21 protein-coding genes are annotated in these 21,720 nt (G+C 38.9%); 1 reads left to right on the top strand and 20 read right to left on the bottom strand.

Annotation, left to right across the window (positions count from 1 at the left end; translation table 11 throughout):
- Positions 1 to 12 precede the first annotated feature (12 nt).
- The 20 genes from PQ456_RS09150 to yfmF all read right to left on the bottom strand — a co-directional run bounded on the left by PQ456_RS09150 (position 13) and on the right by yfmF (position 20,152).
- Positions 13 to 786 (bottom strand): NUDIX domain-containing protein, encoded by a 774-nt coding sequence (locus PQ456_RS09150; RefSeq protein ID WP_204824509.1) that lies wholly within the window; start codon positions 784 to 786, stop codon positions 13 to 15.
- Positions 787 to 857: 71 nt separating this feature from the next.
- Positions 858 to 1,256 (bottom strand): PaaI family thioesterase, encoded by a 399-nt coding sequence (locus PQ456_RS09145; protein ID WP_273615827.1) that lies wholly within the window; start codon positions 1,254 to 1,256, stop codon positions 858 to 860.
- Positions 1,257 to 1,286: 30 nt separating this feature from the next.
- On the bottom strand, positions 1,287 to 2,327 hold the full coding sequence (locus PQ456_RS09140; RefSeq protein WP_273615826.1) for a GNAT family N-acetyltransferase: 1,041 nt from the start codon (positions 2,325 to 2,327) through the stop codon (positions 1,287 to 1,289).
- Between the two features lie 132 nt (positions 2,328 to 2,459).
- Positions 2,460 to 2,921, bottom strand: coding sequence for a YlbF/YmcA family competence regulator (locus PQ456_RS09135; RefSeq protein ID WP_204824512.1), 462 nt, complete (start codon positions 2,919 to 2,921; stop codon positions 2,460 to 2,462).
- Positions 2,922 to 2,953: 32 nt separating this feature from the next.
- Positions 2,954 to 4,504 carry a tRNA (N6-isopentenyl adenosine(37)-C2)-methylthiotransferase MiaB gene (miaB, locus tag PQ456_RS09130; protein ID WP_273615825.1) on the bottom strand — a complete coding sequence of 517 codons (1,551 nt, stop codon included), beginning with the start codon at positions 4,502 to 4,504 and terminating at the stop codon, positions 2,954 to 2,956.
- A gap of 169 nt (positions 4,505 to 4,673) precedes the next feature.
- Positions 4,674 to 5,411 carry a L,D-transpeptidase family protein gene (locus PQ456_RS09125; protein WP_273615824.1) on the bottom strand — a complete coding sequence of 246 codons (738 nt, stop codon included), beginning with the start codon at positions 5,409 to 5,411 and terminating at the stop codon, positions 4,674 to 4,676.
- Between the two features lie 112 nt (positions 5,412 to 5,523).
- Complete coding sequence (gene pduL / locus PQ456_RS09120) at positions 5,524 to 6,096, bottom strand: phosphate propanoyltransferase (RefSeq protein ID WP_273615823.1); 573 nt, start codon at positions 6,094 to 6,096, stop codon at positions 5,524 to 5,526.
- A 278-nt stretch (positions 6,097 to 6,374) separates the two neighbouring features.
- Positions 6,375 to 6,635, bottom strand: a complete 261-nt coding sequence (locus PQ456_RS09115; protein WP_017813748.1) for a stage V sporulation protein S — start codon at positions 6,633 to 6,635, stop codon at positions 6,375 to 6,377.
- Positions 6,636 to 6,791: 156 nt separating this feature from the next.
- A complete protein-coding gene (locus PQ456_RS09110) occupies positions 6,792 to 7,586 on the bottom strand; it encodes a TIGR00282 family metallophosphoesterase (RefSeq protein ID WP_273616286.1) in 795 nt (264 codons plus the stop codon).
- 65 nt (positions 7,587 to 7,651) lie between these two features.
- Positions 7,652 to 9,193 (bottom strand): ribonuclease Y, encoded by a 1,542-nt coding sequence (rny, locus tag PQ456_RS09105; protein WP_069327318.1) that lies wholly within the window; start codon positions 9,191 to 9,193, stop codon positions 7,652 to 7,654.
- 366 nt (positions 9,194 to 9,559) lie between these two features.
- A complete protein-coding gene (locus tag PQ456_RS09100; RefSeq protein WP_273615822.1) occupies positions 9,560 to 10,321 on the bottom strand; it encodes a regulatory protein RecX in 762 nt (253 codons plus the stop codon).
- 143 nt (positions 10,322 to 10,464) lie between these two features.
- Positions 10,465 to 11,532: a recombinase RecA gene (gene recA / locus PQ456_RS09095; protein ID WP_273616285.1), complete on the bottom strand. Its 1,068-nt coding sequence runs from the start codon at positions 11,530 to 11,532 to the stop codon at positions 10,465 to 10,467.
- A 314-nt stretch (positions 11,533 to 11,846) separates the two neighbouring features.
- Positions 11,847 to 13,121 (bottom strand): competence/damage-inducible protein A, encoded by a 1,275-nt coding sequence (locus PQ456_RS09090; protein ID WP_273615821.1) that lies wholly within the window; start codon positions 13,119 to 13,121, stop codon positions 11,847 to 11,849.
- A gap of 165 nt (positions 13,122 to 13,286) precedes the next feature.
- A complete protein-coding gene (gene pgsA, locus PQ456_RS09085; protein WP_273615820.1) occupies positions 13,287 to 13,874 on the bottom strand; it encodes a CDP-diacylglycerol--glycerol-3-phosphate 3-phosphatidyltransferase in 588 nt (195 codons plus the stop codon).
- A gap of 128 nt (positions 13,875 to 14,002) precedes the next feature.
- A complete protein-coding gene (locus PQ456_RS09080; protein ID WP_204824518.1) occupies positions 14,003 to 14,491 on the bottom strand; it encodes a YajQ family cyclic di-GMP-binding protein in 489 nt (162 codons plus the stop codon).
- Between the two features lie 126 nt (positions 14,492 to 14,617).
- A complete protein-coding gene (locus PQ456_RS09075; RefSeq protein WP_273615819.1) occupies positions 14,618 to 15,682 on the bottom strand; it encodes a helix-turn-helix domain-containing protein in 1,065 nt (354 codons plus the stop codon).
- Positions 15,683 to 15,719: 37 nt separating this feature from the next.
- Positions 15,720 to 16,487: a DUF3388 domain-containing protein gene (locus tag PQ456_RS09070; protein WP_069327324.1), complete on the bottom strand. Its 768-nt coding sequence runs from the start codon at positions 16,485 to 16,487 to the stop codon at positions 15,720 to 15,722.
- A 322-nt stretch (positions 16,488 to 16,809) separates the two neighbouring features.
- Positions 16,810 to 17,538: an elongation factor P 5-aminopentanone reductase gene (ymfI, locus tag PQ456_RS09065; RefSeq protein WP_273616284.1), complete on the bottom strand. Its 729-nt coding sequence runs from the start codon at positions 17,536 to 17,538 to the stop codon at positions 16,810 to 16,812.
- A gap of 44 nt (positions 17,539 to 17,582) precedes the next feature.
- Positions 17,583 to 18,866 (bottom strand): EF-P 5-aminopentanol modification-associated protein YfmH, encoded by a 1,284-nt coding sequence (yfmH, locus tag PQ456_RS09060; protein WP_273615818.1) that lies wholly within the window; start codon positions 18,864 to 18,866, stop codon positions 17,583 to 17,585.
- 2 nt (positions 18,867 to 18,868) lie between these two features.
- Positions 18,869 to 20,152, bottom strand: coding sequence for an EF-P 5-aminopentanol modification-associated protein YfmF (yfmF, locus tag PQ456_RS09055; protein ID WP_273615817.1), 1,284 nt, complete (start codon positions 20,150 to 20,152; stop codon positions 18,869 to 18,871).
- A 396-nt stretch (positions 20,153 to 20,548) separates the two neighbouring features.
- Here yfmF and PQ456_RS09050 point away from each other — a divergent pair, with 396 nt between their 5' ends.
- Complete coding sequence (locus PQ456_RS09050; protein WP_204824522.1) at positions 20,549 to 21,625, top strand: stalk domain-containing protein; 1,077 nt, start codon at positions 20,549 to 20,551, stop codon at positions 21,623 to 21,625.
- The last annotated feature ends 95 nt before the right edge of the window (positions 21,626 to 21,720 follow it).

Genomic DNA, 21,720 nt, shown 5'->3' with positions numbered 1-21,720 from the left:
CTCAGAATATCTTTACGAATAAATTGAAAGACGTGGTACAAGACCTGTAAAACGATATAATTGTGCAGGACGCTGAGAATACTGATTAGAACTTAACAAGTTCCCTTCTTCATCGTGAACCTCTTCAATAATACCTTTGCGACTACGAGTTGATGTAATTTTACGAATAAAATTCGGTTCTTCAAAATCAGGCACAACTGCTTTGATCACCTGATACAATTCACTTAATGTAAATTCAGGCGGTAAAAACTTTTTGGCGATGACTGTACTGAGCATCTGTTCTTGAATCCGCATATATGCATCACGAATAATATCATGATGATCAAATCCAAGTTCTAGCTTTTCCAGTGCTTCTTCAATTGTAAATAGACCTACTTCTTCTGCATCGTCAGCCGCCTGCCGTTTCTCTAACACCTGCTCTTCTACTAAAGCAAAAAACGCATGAGAGATAATCCAACCACGAGGATCACGCCCTGGTTCACTATAGACACCAAGATACTCCAGATGGCGACCATCTACTCCTGTTTCTTCTTTGAGCTCACGTTGCGCTGCTTCAAATAACGATTCATCGTCGTGTGAAAATCCACCAGGCAACGCCCATTTCCCGGCAAAAGGCCATGAGCGGCGACGAATCAACATTACTTTCAATTCACGTAAAGGTAATGTTTTGGTAAAAGTCTTCCGCTCTTTTTTAGTCAAAGTAAACATAACAATATCGGCTGGTGCGCCATCGGGCGTACGATACTTTTTGACATCATACGAATGCTGTTTGCTGTTATCCGTCATCGTTATCACCACTGTTCATTTTATCTATTTGATAATATCATTATGAATGATTCTCTCAGATAGGTCAATCTTTATTTGCGAGTTGCTATAAATGTTGCAGTTGAGATAGCTCCTATTGTTCCTTCTGCGTTAGATACTTCAGCTTGCAAAGTCACTGTTCTACCAGCGAGATGAAGTATACGAGCTGTCGCAAACAGTTCGCCTTCTTTCATCGATTCTACAAAATGAGTGTTCATATTTGTGGTTACACAAGGTTGTCCATCTTGAATCGCCATCGACAACATCCCCATCACTTGATCCATCATCGACATCTGTACACCACCATGCACAATATGCATATGATTTAAATGTTGAGGTGTCGCTGTAAGCCCTATCGTAATATAATCCTGTTCACTTGCAATAAGACGGCAACCTAGTAGTCCCCAGTATAATTGTTCGCTTTTTTTTAATATTTCATCCCAATGTGTCAAAAAAATGCTCCTCCTGTTCAAAACGGCTTGTTACAATAACAATCCCATTTGTATCAAATCTACATAGCGCTGTTCAACCACTAATGCGTTTTTTTGAATCCCTTCAATCCGAAAACCCAATGAACGATATAAATGTAAAGCGCGTTCATTATTACCTTGCACATTCAATTCAAGACGATGCAAATGACGATCTTGTGCCCAGTGAATCATCGTCTGAAATAACCGTCTTCCTATACCACGATTTGCATACTCTTGCAGTACACCTACAACAATATATACACTATGGCGATTACGTGCAACTTTGCCACCAATCGCTTCCAAATATCCAATAATCTGACCTTCGTGTTCAGCTAGAAAAATATTAGAATTAGCACTACGCAGTGCATAACGAATCATATCCCGTTGTTCTGCTTCATTCAGATTCCGCTCACCAGGCTCAAGCAACATAAAAGTAGTCTGCTCGTCTAATTTCTGCTTCATCCGAATCAAAGCACCAGAATCCCGAATCTGAGCAATCCGCACAGAGACAACCATCGCCAAATAAGGTTCTTTGCTATAAGGATACATATAAGATAGAGAGTTAGAATCGCCCCAACTCTTTTGCAAAATGATTTGATCCCGACATACAATACCATTTTCAATAATAGGCTGTTCATAATGAGTAGTGAAATGATCATGTTCTATTCTTATGATGCGAAAACCATGTTTTTGATAAAAGGCAAGTGCGCCCAGACTGGAATTACCTGTAGCTACTGTAACAACGTTAGCTTTGAACTGCTTGAGTTGCTCTAATACTTCGTCCAGTAACTTACTGCCTATGCCTTGACCTTCATAACCCTCTTCGACTGCGATATTCATAATTTCCCATTCTTGTGCTGTACGTTGAAGCACTCCACAGACTCCTACTACATGATTCGCTATCTCTGCTATCCACCAACGACAATATGCTTTGTAACGCTGTATCGCTTCTAGATCAGGATCAGCAAGCATCAATAATGTAATAGGTACACATTCGTGATTGGATTGAGTACGGATTAACACAGAATCATAACCATAATTAGAAGATTCCATGACCATTCACTTCTTTCTGCATGTAGAGTCAACAATATGAAATCATATGGCAGGTATCTATAGAGATAGCCCATAGAGTTCTACAAAAATCAAAAAAGACGCGGCTATATGCTCCGCGTCTTTGGATTTGTTCTAGTCATTGCAGGACGATGGAGGTGAATCCTTACCGCTCTCTACATTGATTTTCTCAGAAACGGTATCATGAATAACTGAAATAACCATTTGTAACATGTCGTTAATTTCAACCTGACTTTCTTGATAATCCGATACTAATGGAATATCATCCAGTTCTTGTTGTAAGGCTGTTAATTCGCCTTCAATTCTAGCAATCATTTTTTCGTTTTTCATCGATTCAAAAGCAACCACTTCTTTTTGCTTTTTCTTAATCGTACGAATTAATTCTTCGATTCGTGGATGAGATTGAATCATTTTTTCTGCTCTTTTGAAATGATCCACTTCTTCACTTTCTGAGATCAGCGCAGCCAATTGCTTGGTTTTTGCCATAATATCTTCACGAATAAAAAGACCCTGTGTATTTAATTCAAGTGGTGCTCCGCCTGTCGTTGATTCAACATTGCGATCATGATGCTCCATCGACAATCCTCCGTTTACTTGCTCAAATTTAATTAATAGGCTACAGCAGGTTCAGCAACCAGTTCGCCTTTGATATAAAACGTTTTGTAATCGGTAATCTGTACATGTACGAATTGACCGATCAAGTCTGCTGATCCTTCAAAATGAACTAATTTGTTAGAACGCGTGCGTCCTGCCAGAACTGTTGAATTGTTTTTACTTTCACCTTCAACCAGTACTTCAACCACTTGACCTAAGAATTTTTCACTACCGATTAAGCTGTAGTCTTTAATCGTTTGGTTCAAGCGTTGCAATCGTTCTTTTTTCACTTCCATCGGTACATTGTCTTCCATCACAGCCGCCGGTGTACCTTCACGTGGTGAATAGATAAATGTATATGCCGAATCAAATCCAACTTCACGTACAAGTGATAAGGTTTCTTCAAATTGCTCGTCTGTTTCGCCAGGGAAACCTACGATAATATCAGTAGTCAGTACAGCATTAGGAATAGATGCTTTGATTCTACCTACCAGATCCAAATACAACTCGCGTGTATATTTACGACTCATTTTTTTCAACACAGCACTGCTACCTGATTGTACAGGCAAGTGAATATGTTCTACCAGATTACCACCTTTAGCCAATACTTCGATCAGACGATCATCGAAATCTCTTGGATGCGATGTGGTGAAGCGAACACGCGGGATATCAATTTTGGAGATATCATCCATCAAATCTCCAAATGTATAGTTCATACCTGTCAAGTCTTTGCCATAAGCATTAACATTTTGACCTAGTAGTGTAATTTCTTTAAATCCTTGACGCGCTAATTCACGCACTTCAGCGATCACATCTTGCGGAAGACGACTGCGTTCTTTACCACGTGTAAAAGGCACGATGCAATACGTACAGAATTTATCGCATCCATACATAATATTTACCCAACCACGCATACCCTGCCGCTTTTTCGGTAAATTTTCGACGATATCTCCTTCTTTGGACCAGACCTCGACGACCATTTCTTTACTGAATAGCGATTCTTGAATTAAATAAGGCAGACGGTGAATATTATGTGTACCAAAGATCATATCGACAAAACCATGCTTTTGCATAATACGATTAACGACGCCTTCTTCTTGAGACATGCAACCGCATACGCCTAATAATAGGCCTGGCTTTTCAAGTTTTAATGTTTTGAGATGACCCAATTCACCAAATACTCGATCTTCTGCATTTTCGCGAATAGCACACGTATTTAACAAAATAATATCTGCTTCTTCACGACTTTCTGTGGCTTGATAGCCCATCTGTTCTAACATACCTTTGATCGTCTCAGAATCGTGCTCATTCATCTGACAACCAAATGTATAGACAAGATAATGCTTGCCTATCCCAACAGTACGTAGTTCTTCTGGAATACTTTCCTCATAGACAACTTGCACATCTTGTTTACCACGTTTCTTTTCTTCACGTTGATTCGGTTCAGATATAATATGGATTTCCCGACCTCGGATACGAATTTTTTTGCCGTTTTCATCTTCTGAAATCACTTTAGCATCCGAAAAATCAAAGTACTTGGAATAATCCTTAATTTCTTTTGACATGCTGCCACTCCCCACTGTAAGCATCATTCTAAAGTTTCTGTATGCCTCTTCCAACATCTTAAAAAAGCATTACTGCTAATTATATCATGCTTACTCTATTATAAAAAGCTGTCAAATCGTACCTGTTCCACCAGTACAATGGTTCATGTTCTTAGTTACTTAACAAGATTTAACGAGCACTTACTGTACCGATACGAATCTTAGGCGATTTGGCAGGATCAATTGCTTTTAATACTTTTAACAAATTGGCTTCTGATAAAGCGATACACCCATCTGTCGGTTGGGTGGAACTTCTCCATTTGTGTACAAAAATCGCACTGCCTTTGCCTTTTACAATTGGATTGATATTGTAATTAACCACCATTCCATATTTATAAAGAGGATTATTCATTTTCTCATAAGATGCCCAGCGTTGGTTGGGATCGCCCGATTCTGTCACTTTCTGATTATAATCACTAGAATTCACATCATCGACCCAGTAATCTTGAGCGGTGTGTTGTTCATAATCTAATTGTAACCCTGTAGGCTTAGGTGCTGTGCCAAACGCTGTTCCTAATGAATATGTACCGATTGGTGTTTTACCATCACCTTCTTTGGTTTTGCCCAGTCCATGCTTACCCAAGACCACAGGTAATGCCGATAATTGCAATGTCCATTGTCCATTTTGTTTGGTATATACCTGAAGTGTGCCTTTAAATGTATTGTTGTGCGCAGCGGTAACGAGAACCACCTGTTCTGTATGCAATTGATCAAATGTCCGAAAAAGATTTTGCTGATACGCATCTTGTTGAGCGCTAGGCAGATTGGATGCTGCTATACTTACCGATGTGGTTGTATTCGTGATAGCACTTAATGTATATAAAATGATCGCTAACGATATCCATTTGCCTATACTTTTACATGACATCTATATTCCTCCATTGTATATTTGATTTTCATAAGGAATGTACCATAAAAAAGATAAACAAAAAAGCCTATTTCTATAGAGTGAAATAGGCTTTTGGTATATCTATTTATGATTAATCGATAATTTCAGCAGTGTCACCAGTCGCAGCACCGGAAGCATTTGCTTCATCTGTATCAATGTGCATATCCAAAGCGAAAGAATCGGATACACGTGCAATGACGTTTTCAAGAACAAGACCACGTTCACCAGACAAACGCACTTTTAACAACTCTTGATCTTTAATTCCCCATTTTTCTGCATCAGAAGTATGGAAATGAATATGACGTGCAGCTACAATCACGCCTTCTTCGATTTGCACTTCACCAGCTGGTCCTTTTAGAAGAACACCCGGTGTACCATCGATTTTACCAGACTCACGAACAGGAGCTTTCACACCAATAGCGAAAGAATCCGTACGAGAGATTTCCAATTGTGTTGCTGGACGAGCAGGTCCCAAAATACGAACTTTTTCAAACGTTCCTTTGCTTCCTACTACAGCAACCGTTTCATTAGCAGCAAATTGTCCTGGTTGGGACAACGGTTTGAATTCTGTTAATTGGTAACCTTCACCAAATAATACTTCGATATGTTCTTGGGTTAGATGAATATGACGTGCTGACACGCCTACAGGTACGATTTTACTCATGTAATCACTCACTCCTCTATTATTCTCTATTTCATTTGCACTTTGTAACAAAACGCACATACTCGTACATTTGCAAAATGCATGCTACTTTATTATACATCTTTTGTACCAAAAATGAAAAGCAACTCAGCAAAAAGACCTCCAAGCTTATAAAACAAGCTTACAGGTCCCAAGTATGCAAACAAATGACCACTTTCACCATCATCTCTGTTGCAAGAGGTATACGCTATGATCGTTAGGACTATAGGTATCTACTTACGTTCAGGATAGCAGCAGTATTATCTAGGTTCTACAATCAATTTCATGGCGGTTCTGTCTTCTCCATCAATCACAATGTCCGTAAAGGCTGGAATACAAATCAGGTCAACTCCACTTGGTGCTACGAATCCCCGGGCAATAGCTACTGCTTTAATCGCTTGATTAAGGGCACCTGCTCCAATGGCTTGAAGTTCAGCGGCACCTCTTTCACGCAATACACCTGCCAATGCTCCTGCTACAGAATTCGGGTTGGATTTTGCTGAAACTTTTAATACTTCCATGATAAGTACCTCCCCTGGGAATGAATGATGGCTTGATTCCATGATTAGTAGATAATATTCGACAACATCTCTACTGTTCCTGCTGAATTAAATCAAAAATCGATTATTTTCAGAGAAAATTTATAAAGATTTTAAACATCCTGCTTCTACTTGAAACTATTCCATATGCCATTCATCTTCATACATGCGAATCTTTTCGATCTTTTTCGCTCTACCGGTCTGATCGTCTATATCCACATACACAGCATGAAAATGCCATTTGCCTTCACAAACTTGAAAACGTGCTGGCAACTGTGTCTGAAATTTATATAATACCGCATCACGCTGCATACCGAGTACGCCTTCATACGAGCCTACCATCCCTGTATCGGTCAGATAAGCTGTTCCGCCGGGTAGTAAGGTATCGTCATTACTTTGTACATGAGTGTGTGTACCAACGACCATAGAAGCTCTACCATCCAAATGCCATCCCATAGCAATCTTCTCAGAAGTGGCTTCTGCATGGAAATCAACTAATACGCAATTTACTTTCCCTTTAAGCTCATCCATAATCTCATCGACTTTGCGAAAAGGACAATCGATCGCTGGTAAAAAGGTACGACCCTGTAGATTAACAATACCTAACTGCTTACCGCCAGCTTTGATAATGGTATATCCACGACCAGGCGTACCTGGAGGAAAGTTAGCGGGACGAATCATACGAGGTTCATCATCTATAAATTCAAAAATCTCTTTGTTGTCCCATGTATGGTTACCCATCGTTATACCATGTACACCCATTTCAAAAAGTTGACGTGCAATCCCTCGTGTAATTCCTCGACCTGAAGCAGAATTTTCGGCATTCGCTATGATGATGTCCGGGGTATACTTTGATTTTAACCGAGGTAGCGTCTCTTTAATCGCTTTACGACCTGTACTTCCTACAATATCTCCAATAAAAATAACTTTAATGATAATTCCTCCGTCCACGAAGAGAAAAAGTGACCTGATTGCCAGGTCACTTTTCGCATCGTTCTTTATTTTGCGTAATCGACTGCTCTCGTTTCACGGATTACAGTGACTTTGATATGTCCTGGATAATCCAGTTCATTTTCGATCATTTTGGTAATATCGCGCGCCAAACGGAAACTATCTGCATCATCCACTTTATCCGGTTGAACCATAACACGAATTTCGCGTCCGGCTTGAATAGCATAAGATTTCTCTACGCCTTCAAAGGATTCAGAGATTTCTTCTAGTTTCTCCAGACGACGGATATACGTTTCTAATGTTTCACGACGTGCGCCTGGTCTTGCGGCAGACAATGCATCTGCTGCACCAACAAGCATCGCTATAATAGAAGTGGCTTCCGTATCGCCATGGTGAGACGCAATACTGTTAATAACGACTGGATGTTCTTTGTATTTCTTAGCCAACTCTACGCCAATCTCTACATGAGAACCTTCCACTTCGTGATCTAGTGCTTTACCGATATCATGCAGTAAGCCTGCACGTTTCGCTAATGTGATATCTTGTCCCAATTCGGAAGCCATTAGGCCGGTAAGATAAGCCACTTCCATGGAGTGCTTGAGTACGTTTTGACCGTAACTGGTACGGAATTTGAGACGACCCAAAATTTTGATAAGATCTGGATGAAGTCCATGTACGCCAACTTCAAATGTAGATTGCTCACCGTATTCACGGATACGCTCATCCACTTCGCGGCGTGCTTTATCCACCATTTCTTCAATTCTTGCAGGATGTATACGTCCATCTGCTACCAGTTTTTCAAGAGCTGTACGGGCAATTTCACGGCGAATCGGGTCAAATCCAGAAAGGATAACAGCTTCCGGTGTATCATCGATAATTAAATCGATACCTGTAAGTGTCTCCAATGCACGAATGTTACGACCTTCACGACCGATAATTCTGCCTTTCATTTCTTCATTAGGCAAGGTGACAACAGAGACGGTAGTCTCGGCTACATGATCAGCAGCACAACGTTGAATAGCAAGAGTAATAATCTCACGAGAACGTTTGTCTGCTTCATTTTTCGCCTGTTGTTCAATATCCTTGATCATTTGTGATGTTTCGTGGCGAACTTCCTGCTCCACGTTGCTCAAAATGATACCACGAGCATCTTCCATCGACAGATTAGAAATTCGTTCGAGTTCCGCAACCTGACTGGTGTGAAGTTGTTCGATTTGTTGCTGAGTCTCTTCAATACGTTTCTCTTTGTTAGCCACTTGTTCTTCTTTGCGTTCTAATGATTCAATTTTTTTATCCAGCGACTCTTCCTTCTGCAACAATCGTCTTTCCAGGCGTTGATTTTCATTACGACGCTCACGAATGTCTTTTTCAGCTTCAGTTCTGAGTTTGTGCACTTCGTCTTTTGCTTCCAGAACTGTTTCTTTCTTTTGTGCTTCTGCTTCTTTCTTCGCACTTTCTACGATTTGGATAGCAGCTTGTTCAGCACTAGAAATTTTAGCTTCTGCAAGAGACTTGCGAATAAAATATCCGACCAAGAACCCAAAGAATAATGCGGCAACAACGAGAATTGTGGTCCAGAGAACTTCCATTCTGTTCACCTCCTCGCTGATTCCTCCAAGGTATTCCCTGGGAATTACATGTTCATTGGTTAATCGATGATTCGTCCCTTATGCATTTGTTTCATTGCTCATGCGGGTACATGTGCTAATTCCCTGTTCATAGGGAGATCAAACATTCTAAAATTCTTCAGAAATGCCTTGCTACAGAATCCATGATCACCTTCATCTTATCACCTGCCGGGAAAAGATGACGTAAAAATGACAATCTGCACAAGTACATTTTATTATTTGCCAAAAGACATTGTCAAGCAATTGCCGTAACCGTATTTATAGATGTCAAGTTTGTTACCCCAAATAAAGCGGTTATTCTGTTTTATTATATTTGGATTTTGGCGGTTATTCCCAATCATCTTCTGGTTTTTGTTGAACAGCTTCCAATGCTTTCCTTACAATATCCGAAGAATATCCTCTTCTCATTAAAAAAGCCATTGTTTTTCTTTTTTTATCAAAAACTTCTCCCGAAGTGGATTTCCATTTTTTTTCTGCCAATATAGTAGCACTGGCTATCTCATCATCTGGATCGATATCTTCCAAAGCTTGCTCAATATTTTCTTTATTTACACCTTTTTGGCGTAATTCTTGTCTAATCCATACTTTACCTTTTTTCTGACTTTTGACTCTTTGCTTCGCCCACTGTTGAGCATATAACTCATCATCGATCAATTTCTCTTGTTGTAATCGCACCAGAGTCGTTTCGATAATTTCAGGATGGATTTCTTTTTCTTTAAGTTTGCGTGCAATCTCAGTACGAGTTCTTGCTTTACGGCTTAAATAATTTAAAGATTCTGCATATGCTGTTTGACGTTCATTCGCAATAACAATATTCTCTAGTTCTTCTTTAGAAAAAGACATCCCTTTTAACAGCCTATATTTGATCATAACATCTTCATGTACCATAAGAGCCAATTCCCCGAAAGATAACTTGTAATGATGCCTAGGCTTACGTAGAGGGGTTACAGCGGTAATCTCTACTTCACCTTCCTCGGGAAACCCATCTAAGCGTTCTCCTTCATCTGCATAGATATCCCATTCTTCATCGCCCTCAGGTTCAGATGTAGTATTTGATGTTTTTTTGGAATAACGACGATAATCAGCCATAATTGTTTCCTTTCGTCTATCTATATTTTAAATCAGTGTATAGTGCTCATATGAATCTCTTATTAAATATAAATAAAAAACGCCCTGAACGTATTTCACGTCCTGGGCGCTACAGGATTTAAGCTTGAAGCATCTTAAAATGATTATTCAGTTGCTTTAGAGAATAATTCTTGCTCTTCAAGACTCTCTTTTTCTTTTTCTTCAGCAGATGGTTCTTCAACCACTGTTGTTAAATTGCTAGATACACGAATTTTTTGCTCGATGATATCTGCAATATGCGGATTTTCTTTCAAGAATTGTTTAGAGTTCTCACGACCTTGACCCATACGTTCACCTTCGTAAGAGTACCAAGCACCACTTTTATTTACAATATCGTGTTCTACACCAATATCGATCAAGCTACCTTCTTTAGAGATACCTTCTCCGTACATGATATCTACTTCAGCTTGTTTGAATGGAGGAGCAACTTTGTTTTTAACAACTTTGATACGTGTACGGTTACCAACAACATCGTTACCGTTTTTGATTGCTTCTATACGACGTACGTCTAAACGTACAGTGGAGTAGAATTTAAGCGCACGACCACCTGGAGTTGTCTCAGGGTTACCAAACATAACTCCAACTTTTTCACGAAGCTGATTGATAAAGATTGTGATTGTTTTGGATTTGCTGATTGCACCAGACAATTTACGCAAAGCTTGAGACATCAAACGTGCTTGCAAACCAACGTGAGAATCTCCCATTTCGCCTTCGATCTCTGCTTTTGGTACCAATGCTGCTACAGAATCGACAACGATAATATCAACAGCACCACTACGTACAAGTGCTTCAGCGATTTCTAGACCTTGCTCACCTGTATCTGGTTGAGAAAGTAGTAATTCATCAATGTTAACGCCTAAGTTTTTAGCATATTGAGGATCTAGAGCATGCTCTGCATCGATAAATGCTGCTTGTCCTCCAGCTTTTTGAACTTCTGCAATTGCATGAAGCGCTACAGTTGTTTTACCAGAAGATTCTGGTCCGTATATTTCGATAATACGTCCTCTTGGCATACCGCCTGTACCCAAAGCAATATCTAATGCAATAGATCCACTAGGAATAACTTCAACTTGCATATGAGTGGATTCTCCAAGTTTCATAACTGAACCTTTACCGAATTGCTTCTCTATTTGACGAAGCGCCATATCTAACGCTGCACGACGATCTGACAATAAACTCACGTCCCTCTTCTTCTTATTTATACTCTAATTATACTACTTTTTTTCTCATTTGCCAAGCTTTTTTCGAACATATATTCGTGTTTTTGATATGAAATCCATATTATATTACATTTATTGGTAATAAATCAGGATTTCATTTTTTTACGTAACTTTTTTACTTTTTGGGGTGTAAACATAAAAAAACCGCAACAAATAAATTTGCTGCGGTTCTTCCGTCTGCGCTTATTTTACCATAGTAGAACTATACATTGCAACATATGCTTGGCGTGATATGACGTCTGTTACACACGTCTGTGCGCATTTTGTCACTGTGGTAAAGATTCCTTCTGAAGTTCACTTAAACGAAGCCACAAACGGTACAGAATACTTTTGGCAGCGCGAACACGAATCGACTCACGATTGCCACGTATATTTAATTCAAATACCTGTGTAGGTTGATTCCGTTCTGCGAGTCCAATATAGACTAATCCCACAGGTTTGCGTTCTGAAGATCCCGGGCCAGCTACACCGGTAATCGAAACAGCAAAATCAGTATCTAATATCTTTCTTGCTTCATCGGCTAATACTTCGGCTACTTCCGGGCTTACTGCTCCTGGAGCTTCTTCGCCTTCTAACAATTCACGAGGCACATTTAACATTTTTTCTTTCATTTCGTTGGAATAGCAGACGATTCCACCAAGAAATACATTTCCACTTCCCGGGATAGCAGTTAGATTCTGCATTAATAGACCACCTGTGCAACTTTCTGCTGCTGTGAGTGTCAATTTCATACCTGTCATCATCAGCAAAATCTGTTCTTCGATTCCGATATCTTGATCAGCATACATATGGTCAGGCAAACGTTCCCGAATTTGAGATTCCATCTGTTTGAGTTTGACCATTGCTTCTTTTTCTGTAGCCGCTTTGGTTGTCAGACGAATCGTGACTTCGGCTTCTTTGGCATATGGAGCAATTGTAGGATCACTTTGATCGTTAATCAGATCAATCAATGCTTCCTCCAATGCAGATTCACCAATACCGGCAAATTTAAGCATTTTCGAATAAATAGGATGCTCATCTGTTAATACATGTTCTAACAACCATGGTTTTGCTTCATTTTCAAACATAGGCTGTAACTCTTTTGGTGGGCCTGGTAGAACAATATAATATTTTTCTTTATCTTCAATTGCTATACCGACAGCAAGCCCTGTGGAATTTGCCAATACATGGCTATTCTCAATAACCAGTGCTTGACGACGATTATTTTCAGTCATCGTAATATTTCTACCTTCAAAAAAGCTTGCGACTTTTTCCATAGAAGAAGGATCTATATAAATAGATCTGCCTAGCACTTCAGCTAATGCATCTTTGGTTAAATCATCTTGTGTTGGTCCGATCCCGCCTGAAAATAAAATAACATCTGCACGACTACTAGCAAGCTCAATCGCTTGTTTGAGTCGATTTAAGTTATCCCCTACTACAGTCTGATAATATACATCTATTCCTATATAGGATAATTGTTGAGATAAATATCTGGCATTCGTATTCGTAATTTGACCTAGTAATAGTTCTGTACCTACTGCGATAATTTCTGCTTTCATTACAAGTGCCTCCTCGTTATTAGGGTTGCTCTGTGATGTAAGTGCTTAAAAAATAAACCAATCATACGTATGGCAAAAGGAAAAGGCAATAGAGAGAACCCTATTGCCACTTACGCTGCATTACTTGTTATATCACCTATTTGCTGTTAAACAGAAACAGGTAGTTTATTCGGAAAAATGAATAACCGATTTGTTTTTGACAAAATAATCTATCCCTGAATAGATGGTGATCAACGTAGCTATCCAGATCATAATTTCTGCAAATGGAATACCTAGTAGAGCAAATGGAAAATTGTTAATCATCAAAGCAGAAATCGCAATAATTTGTGTAATCGTTTTGGCTTTGCCCCAATTGCTAGCAGCCATTACTTTACCATCCAATAAAGCAATTTGACGAAGTCCTGTGACTGCAAATTCGCGACTGATAATAACTACAACCATCCATGCTTCACATTTGCCCAGTGCAACCAAAGAGATCAAAGCGGCAGATACTAATAATTTATCAGCCAAAGGATCAAGTAATTTGCCTAGATTCGTTACCAAGTTACGACTACGGGCAATATGTCCGTCAATTCCATCTGTACTGGCTGCAATAATAAAAATTAATGCTGCAATCAGATCGTTATAACTGACCTCAAAAGATGCTCCAATTTTTAAAAGCTCTTCTCCAAACGAAAAATTAACGAGCAGGAACAACATCATCACTGGTACTAAGAAAATACGTGTAAGCGTTATGCGATTAGGTAAATTCATTGTGTATCCTCCTTGCTGTATCTATTGTCCACAGCGAACCAATGATATGTAATTGCTCCCGCCTGCATCTTTTGTTTCATACTTTTACTGCCTCCATCAATTCTATAGCAAATAGGATAATACCGTGTTTATTTCATATTGGTGAATTGAAGATCCACAGTAAGGTCAGCTTTGCGAAGCAATTGAATCACTGCTTGCAAATCATCTCTATTCTTTCCGGTAACCCGAATCTGATCGCCTTGAATCTGACTTTTTACTTTCAGCTTCGCATCGCGAATCAATGTATTGATTTTTTTGGAGTTTTCTTGATCGATGCCTTGTTTTAATTTGAGTCGTTGACGTACTGTTCCCATCGAAGCAGACTCTATTGTTCCATATTCTATATTTTTGATCGGCAATCCTCTTTTGATCATTTTAGATTGCAAAATATCGATCAAAGCACCCAACTTATAATCGTCATCCGAAACAACAACTAATGTTTCTTTTTCCAAAGTTAGACTACTTTTGCTTCCTTTAAAATCAAAACGGCTCGCTAATTCTTTCTCCGTTTGAGTAATAGCATTGGTCATTTCTTGCATATCCATTTTGGATACGATATCGAATGAACTATCTGCCATGTGATCTCCCCCTTTTAGATAAAATTATAGAATATATGTTGTTACAAGTCTAATGGCACAAAAAGGACATCCTTAATCTGCTGTCTTATGGCAGCTTGAAGGTATGTCCTTTTGTGTGACTGACCATTAATTTCCGCTTGTCTCTGTAGAAGTTGATTCGTCAGTAGTTCCATCTGTAGAAGAATCTGTAGATGTGCTTGTAGAATCAGTACTACTATCTGTAGCGGCTTCTTTTACTAATTTTAGAACAATACGTGAAGTTGCTTTACCATCTGTGATTGGTTGTCCATTAATTGTAATATCTGTCGCTGGAGAATTACCAGATTTGATATATAATCCTGTATCGCCTAGATCATAAGAAAGGTCTTGTCCACTTTCCGTATTATTGAAAAATAAACGTTCTCCACTAGAATCTGCTGATTTGTATACTTCAAGCCAGCTTTGACCTGTTGCTTTGATACTTACTTTAAGCGGTGTTGTACCTGTGTAATTCACATTAAAAATAGTATTTCTTCCTTCTTTACCTGCTTGTGTAACGACAGGTTGTGATGCTGTGTCTGTAGGCGGTGTTGTAGAATCTGTTGCTTCTTCATCCGTCCCAGTTGCATCAGGTGTTGATTGTTCTTGCTCTGTACCTGCTCCAGTAGGTGGTGTTGTCGTTGTACTTTCTGGAGTCGTTGTTGTGCTTTCAGGTGTTGTAGTCGCTGGCGGTGTAGTGGTGGTCGTTGGCTTCGTTGTTGTTTCTTGTTGCTGTTGACCTTTGTTATTACTTGCCACTTCAGGAGCGCCATTATCATTACGTACTACAAAAATATAGACCAACACGACAATTAATAATGGGAAGATCCACATTAATGTGGTTGATAACCATTTGCCGCTTCGTCCTCCTGATGAAGATGTTCTTCTTGCCGCTCGCCTTTGTTGCACTACCGGTTCCATCACTGCTTCTGTTTCGGTCTCTGGAACATCGTCTTGATGCTCTTGTAACAACTCGTCCGCACTAAGACCTACCGCTTCCGCATACGTTTTAATAAATGCACGTACATAAAAACTGCCTGGAAGCACCTTAAAATCTCCTGCTTCAATTGCTTCCAAATAGCGTTTACGTATTTTGGTCATTTCTTGCACATCATCAAGTGATAAACCTTTCGCAAGGCGGGCATCCCTTAACTGCCGACCTAGATCTGACATACTATTACCTCCTGCTTAGAATGTTTTTTGACTTTTTTTATATATCATCCGCATAACTTTCCGTGAATGTATCATAGACGATCTCTTCTCCCGGATTGTTGCGCAATTCAATAATAATGTTGAAATCACTGTATTCATAATCAGATTCCCGCACAAAAATATCGGGATGTTCGATCACTTTGGTACTTGGCATCGCCATAATATCTTGAAGCAATTGATGGTGACGTTCATTGGAACGAATCGTACTGACAATCCCATCGATAATAAAGATGTTGTTTGGATTGTTTTCCTCTTCTGATAATTGGCTTCGTACAGTTTGTCTTAGCAACGTCGAAGACACAAATGTCCAGCGTTTCATCGCACATACGCTACCTGCAATAATCGATTCTGTTTTACCAACACGAGGCATTCCGCGTAAACCGATAATTTGATTGCCTTCACGTTTGAAGATTTCACCTAAGAAATCAACCAGTAAGCCTAATTCATCTCTTGTAAAACGGAATGTTTTTTTGTCATCCGAATCACGCTCAATATAACGTCCATGACGTACTGCTAAAATATCAACAAGCTTGGGTTGACGCAAAGCCGTCACTGTAATATTGCTAACTTTGGCAAGCATATCACCAAGGAGACGAATCTTCTCATCATCATCCGTCTCTAATAGCATACCACGTGTCTTACCCTCTACACCATTAATGGTCAAAATGTTAACATTCAGCATACCTAATAAAGACGCTACATCTCCCAATAGACCAGGACGATTTTTATGTATCCTGTATTCCAAATACCACTGTTTTAGTTCCACGTTCACCTCTAACCTTTCTATCGCATGAATACTTTCTAGCCCGAATCCTATGTCGATGGATCACACATTTATTTTTATAACGGCACTGCTATATAGTCATCAAAGCAGATAGTCTATACCAACTCCGACCCTTTTCTGCTATTCAATGCAAAGTCATTAACACGTTAATGATATATAAAATAAAATAGAAAGGCAAGAAGCAGACAGTAACAACTTCGTAATCACTCAAACTACAAGATTATAGCATGATATGAATAGAAGCTTCTATACCTAAATATAGAAGCTCCTTCATCGTATAATATCTTATGGATCGATAGCAATATCAGGTCAAAAATCCACCGTTAGGACTCACCACTTGACCTGTCATATAACCTGATTCCGGCAAAGCCAAAAAGTAAACCATCGAAGCAATCTCATCTGGTTCAGCGATTCGTCCTGCTGGAATCTCTTCTTCTAGTGACTCAATCTCTGCAGGTTCCAGATGAGCAATCATTTCAGTCCGAACGACTCCGGGGGCGATAGCATTCACTGTCACACCTGAAGGGGCTAGTTCTTTGGCTAACGCTTTAGTAAAAGCATTGATACCACCTTTACTTGCCGAATACAATACTTCACAAGAAGCGCCTGTAATGCCCCAGATACTAGATACATTAATAATCCGCCCATAGCGTTGATTGATCATATGAGGCATAAAGACTTGAGTACAGAGAAATACACTTTTGAGATTTGTCGCTATAACATCGTCGAAATCTTGTTCTGTCATATCGGTAAGCATGCCATAATGAGCAATTCCTGCATTATTTACCAAAATATCAGGCAACATATCATGCTGTTCTAACTTATCACGCATTCGCTTAATCTGCTCCATACTGCGTAAGTCTGCGGCAATGGTCAACACTTTCACACCATATTCCAGACATATACGAGCAACATCATTTGCTTCTTCATGCGAACTGCGATAATGAACAGCTACATTGATTCCAGCCATAGCAAATCGCTTTGCTGTAGCAGCCCCTATTCCTTTACTTGCACCTGTAATCAGTACAGTCATTTGCGAAAAAGGCTTGCTACTTGCAGCTACAGATTGGGGCTGATTCACGGACTAACAACCACCGATACAGCCAGTTGATCCCAGTTCATATGTTCACGCAAGCGAGCATTCACATCTTCTACTGTAAGCGATTCATAGATTGGAAGAATATCGAAAAAGTCGCTATCACGGAAACGATTGCGTGTGAATTCATGAGCGATACTTTCAGGTGAATTCAGCATACGCAAGTATCCACCAATTTTTTTACGCAATGCACGATCAAATGCATCCTGGCTAAATCCTGTAGCAATCACTTTATTGATCTCTTCTTGCAGACGTTGTACAAGTAATTTAGGATCGCGGGTATCTCCACCCATCATCGAATAACCATACTCTGTTGTACTGCTATAATCACTACCGAAATCATCGGAAATTAATTCTTCATCATACAATGTCTGATACAACTGAGTACTGTTACCAAGTAACAAATCAAGCATCAGCTTGGTCGTTAATGTACGACGTTGCAATGCTTCACCAGTCAGACCATTTTTGACTTCTTTTAGACCTAATAGGCATTTAGGCTCTGATACAGGCAAACGAACTTCATGCCATGGTTCACCTACAGCTACCGGTTCTTCTTCAAAGAAACGACTGATCGAACCTTGTGGTTGATAATCTTTGGCTTGCTGATTAGCACGCACTTGCTCGATCACTGTCGCAGGATCTACTCCACCTACTACAAATAACATCATATTGGAAGGATGATAAAACGTGTTGTAACACTCATACAGTGTATCTTTTGTAATCGTACTGATCGATTCAATCGTACCTGCGATATCAATACGTAATGGATTTTTTTGATACATTGCTTCTAACAATCCATAATATACACGCCAGTCGGCATTATCTTGATACATTTGAATTTCTTGACCGATAATCCCTTTTTCTTTATCTACATTTTCTTTAGTAAAGTAAGGGTTTTGTACATAATTAAGCAATGTTTCTAAATTATCTTCAATCTGTTCAGTTGCAGAAAATAAATATACCGTCTGCTCAAAGCTAGTAAATGCGTTAGCCGAAGCACCTTTAACCGAAAATTTAGAAAATACATCGACACCATCAGGTTCTTCAAACATTTTATGCTCCAAAAAGTGAGCAATCCCATCCGGTACTTTAACTTCTTCTTGTCCTTCTACTTGGAAATGATTATCTACAGAGCCATATTTGGTAGCAAATGTAGCATATGTTTTTTGAAATCCTTCTTTGGGAAGCACATATACTTGTAATCCATTATCCATAGTTTCGAAATATAAAGTTTCTTGTAAACGATCATAGCGGATACTTTCCATAATTATGCCTCCTTCTGTTCTGTCGTAAGGAAATAAATCGTATCAAGCGTTAATACACTTGCAGCAGACTGGATCTGCTCTGGTGTAACCGATTCTACTTCAGACAACAATTGTTCTACAGGACGATCTTTATCTGCAAAACGACCATTAAAATCATAACCGATCATTTGATACGCAGAATCACGAGACTCTAACAAATCGTTACGGATCATAGCTTTGGTCTGACTAATCTCTGATTCACTGATATCTCCAGCTTGTAGATTAGCCAATTGTTCTTTGATAATATTTAATGCTTTATCAAAGTTCTGTATTTCAATTCCTGATTGGATCGTTGTAATGCCTTTGTATGGATCAAAGCGTGAGCCTACATAGTAAGCCAAACTTTCTTTTTCACGTACATTGGTAAACAATTTAGAATGCGGGAAACCACCTAAAATACCATTTGCTACCCAAGCGGAAGCATAACGATTATCTCCGTACGTAATCGGTGTACGTAATCCCATATTTAGTTTACCTTGACTGATTTCCATTTTTTCAACAATATGTTTGACTTCTGCACCAGCAGAGCGCGGAATCGATATTTTGTAAGCATGTAGTGTATTTGTTTTGCGAGCAAATTGACTGCCTACAAGTTCTAACACTTCTTCAAGGGTAGTATCACCCACAACATACAGATCCATCGTGCTATTTTCAAGCCATTGTTGGTAACGTTCATATACATTAGCACCATTAAGCCCGTCCAGATCACTTAGTTGTCCCAAAGCGTTTAAGCGATAAGGCTCATCTTTGCACATTTCCTGGATACAACGTTCAGCAGCATAACGAATTTTATCGTTTACTACAGACTCCAAGCGTTTACGAACATTTTCACGTTCTGCGGTTACATATTTTTCACGGAATGCATTATTTTCAAGTACAGGATTGGTTACGGCATCTCCTAAAAAAGAAATGCTTTGTTTTAACAGCGATTCATCAGCAGATACAAACGAATCATTGATCGTATCCATACGGAATTGCACCATCTGATAATCGCCTTTTTTGTATACATCAAATCCAAAGCCTGCACCATACATATTTTCTAAAGCTTCACGAAATTGTGTTGTTTCTGGATACTTGGCTGTTCCTCTACGCAAAATAAAAGGAATCAAAGCTGTAGGAGTAACTGTATCTTCTGCAAGGGGGGTTCCCATATAAAGTGAAACGGCAAATGTTTTGAATCGTGTAGTTGGCATTACATGTACACGTATCCCATTTACTTCACCGCGTTCGAATCCGGTATTATTCAACGTCAAAACTCCTTTATCAAGCCAATTTGGTAATGCTCTAACTTTACTTATTTTATACTAATCGAAATACAAGAAGCAAACGAGATGATAGGTATTTCGTTATACTGCAATATAAGACAAAGTATTCAAAAAAGGCGTTGGGTTTCTTTCCTACCTCTATTTGTGATAAAATTTAGTCTCTGATAGAGGAATATAGACGTTCTAATGTCGAATTTCTGGAGATCAGCATCTTTATAGCAACATATTTTATACACACTTCGTCATACTATACGAGGAATGGTCATGCTCAACCTACCGAGCAAAAACAAAAAGGATTACGAAGGGGTCATACTTTAGATTACGTATAGTAAAAAAGTATATCTCCAAATCTAGAAAAAAAGGAGCTCGACGAACAACATGAAACTAAGAAAAAAACCTGTGATTATTGCTACTGTGTCCGCTCTTGCTATTTCCGGCAGTATTTTTGTAAATAGCACGTATGCTTCGCAAGCGACCAAGCAACTTAAAGCGATGTACAACAACATTAAAGTCATTTACAACAACCAGGAAGTGACTGTAGATGCCAGCCAAGAACCATTCATGGTCAATGGTACTACATACATTCCACTTCGTATGATGGGTGATGTATTTGATAAAAAAGTAACTTGGGACAATACGAACAAAATTGTAAATGTAGCTGACAAAACAACTCAAGTACCGCAAACGACTGTAGATACATTGAATTCTCAAATTCAAAATCTACAATTGCAATTGAATACAGCAACAGCACAAAATACAACAAAAGATACAACGATTGCTCAATTGCAAGCGCAAATCACAAGCTTGAATACTCAAATTACAGACTTGAAAAACAATAACACTAGCTCAAATTCAAACAGCACTACTTTGAACAAATTACAAACAACACTTAACAATTCTTATGCTGATTACAAAGGTACAAGTGCTAATATTGAATTAACAGGTAATTCAGACAAATTGAAAGTGAATATCAAAGTCACTGAAAGTGTATGGAATGATCTGTCTACTTCTAACCGTAGAACATTGTTACAAAATATCGTAGATGCTATTCATGATAACAGCACATATGATGATGCTACAGTAACAGGAACTGTAGTTAACAAAAACTCTGTTAAATTGCTAACATTCTCAACAAATAGCAGTAACAGTATCATCATCGGTTCAAATGTTGATTTGAGCACAGTTCAAACGACTTTGAATAACGACTTCGGTACGTACAAAGGTGTTAAATTATCAATTGAATTGTCTAACGATAATGATGAAGAAATCGTATTCCGTATCTATGCAAACAAAGGCGATTGGAATTCTTTAACTTCATACCAAACCAATACTTTGTTCAATAGTGTTGCTGAAGAAATTGACAGCGCCTATAGCAATATGAACAAAAAGATTTATGGATTTGTATATGATAGCTCTAACAAAACAAGTATTTTAGATCGTTATAACGGTTCATAAGATTCCTTTAGTTGAGCATTGAATACTCATAACAAAAAGAAGCGCTACTCGCTAATACATAGGAGTGGCGCTTCTTTTTTGTTATAGTCTAGTCT

This window comes from Paenibacillus kyungheensis, from assembly GCF_028606985.1.
Lineage (GTDB): Bacteria > Bacillota > Bacilli > Paenibacillales > Paenibacillaceae > Saccharibacillus > Saccharibacillus kyungheensis.
The sequence above is the reverse complement of the archived record's forward strand: the minus strand, read 5'-3'. Positions and strand labels throughout refer to the sequence as shown.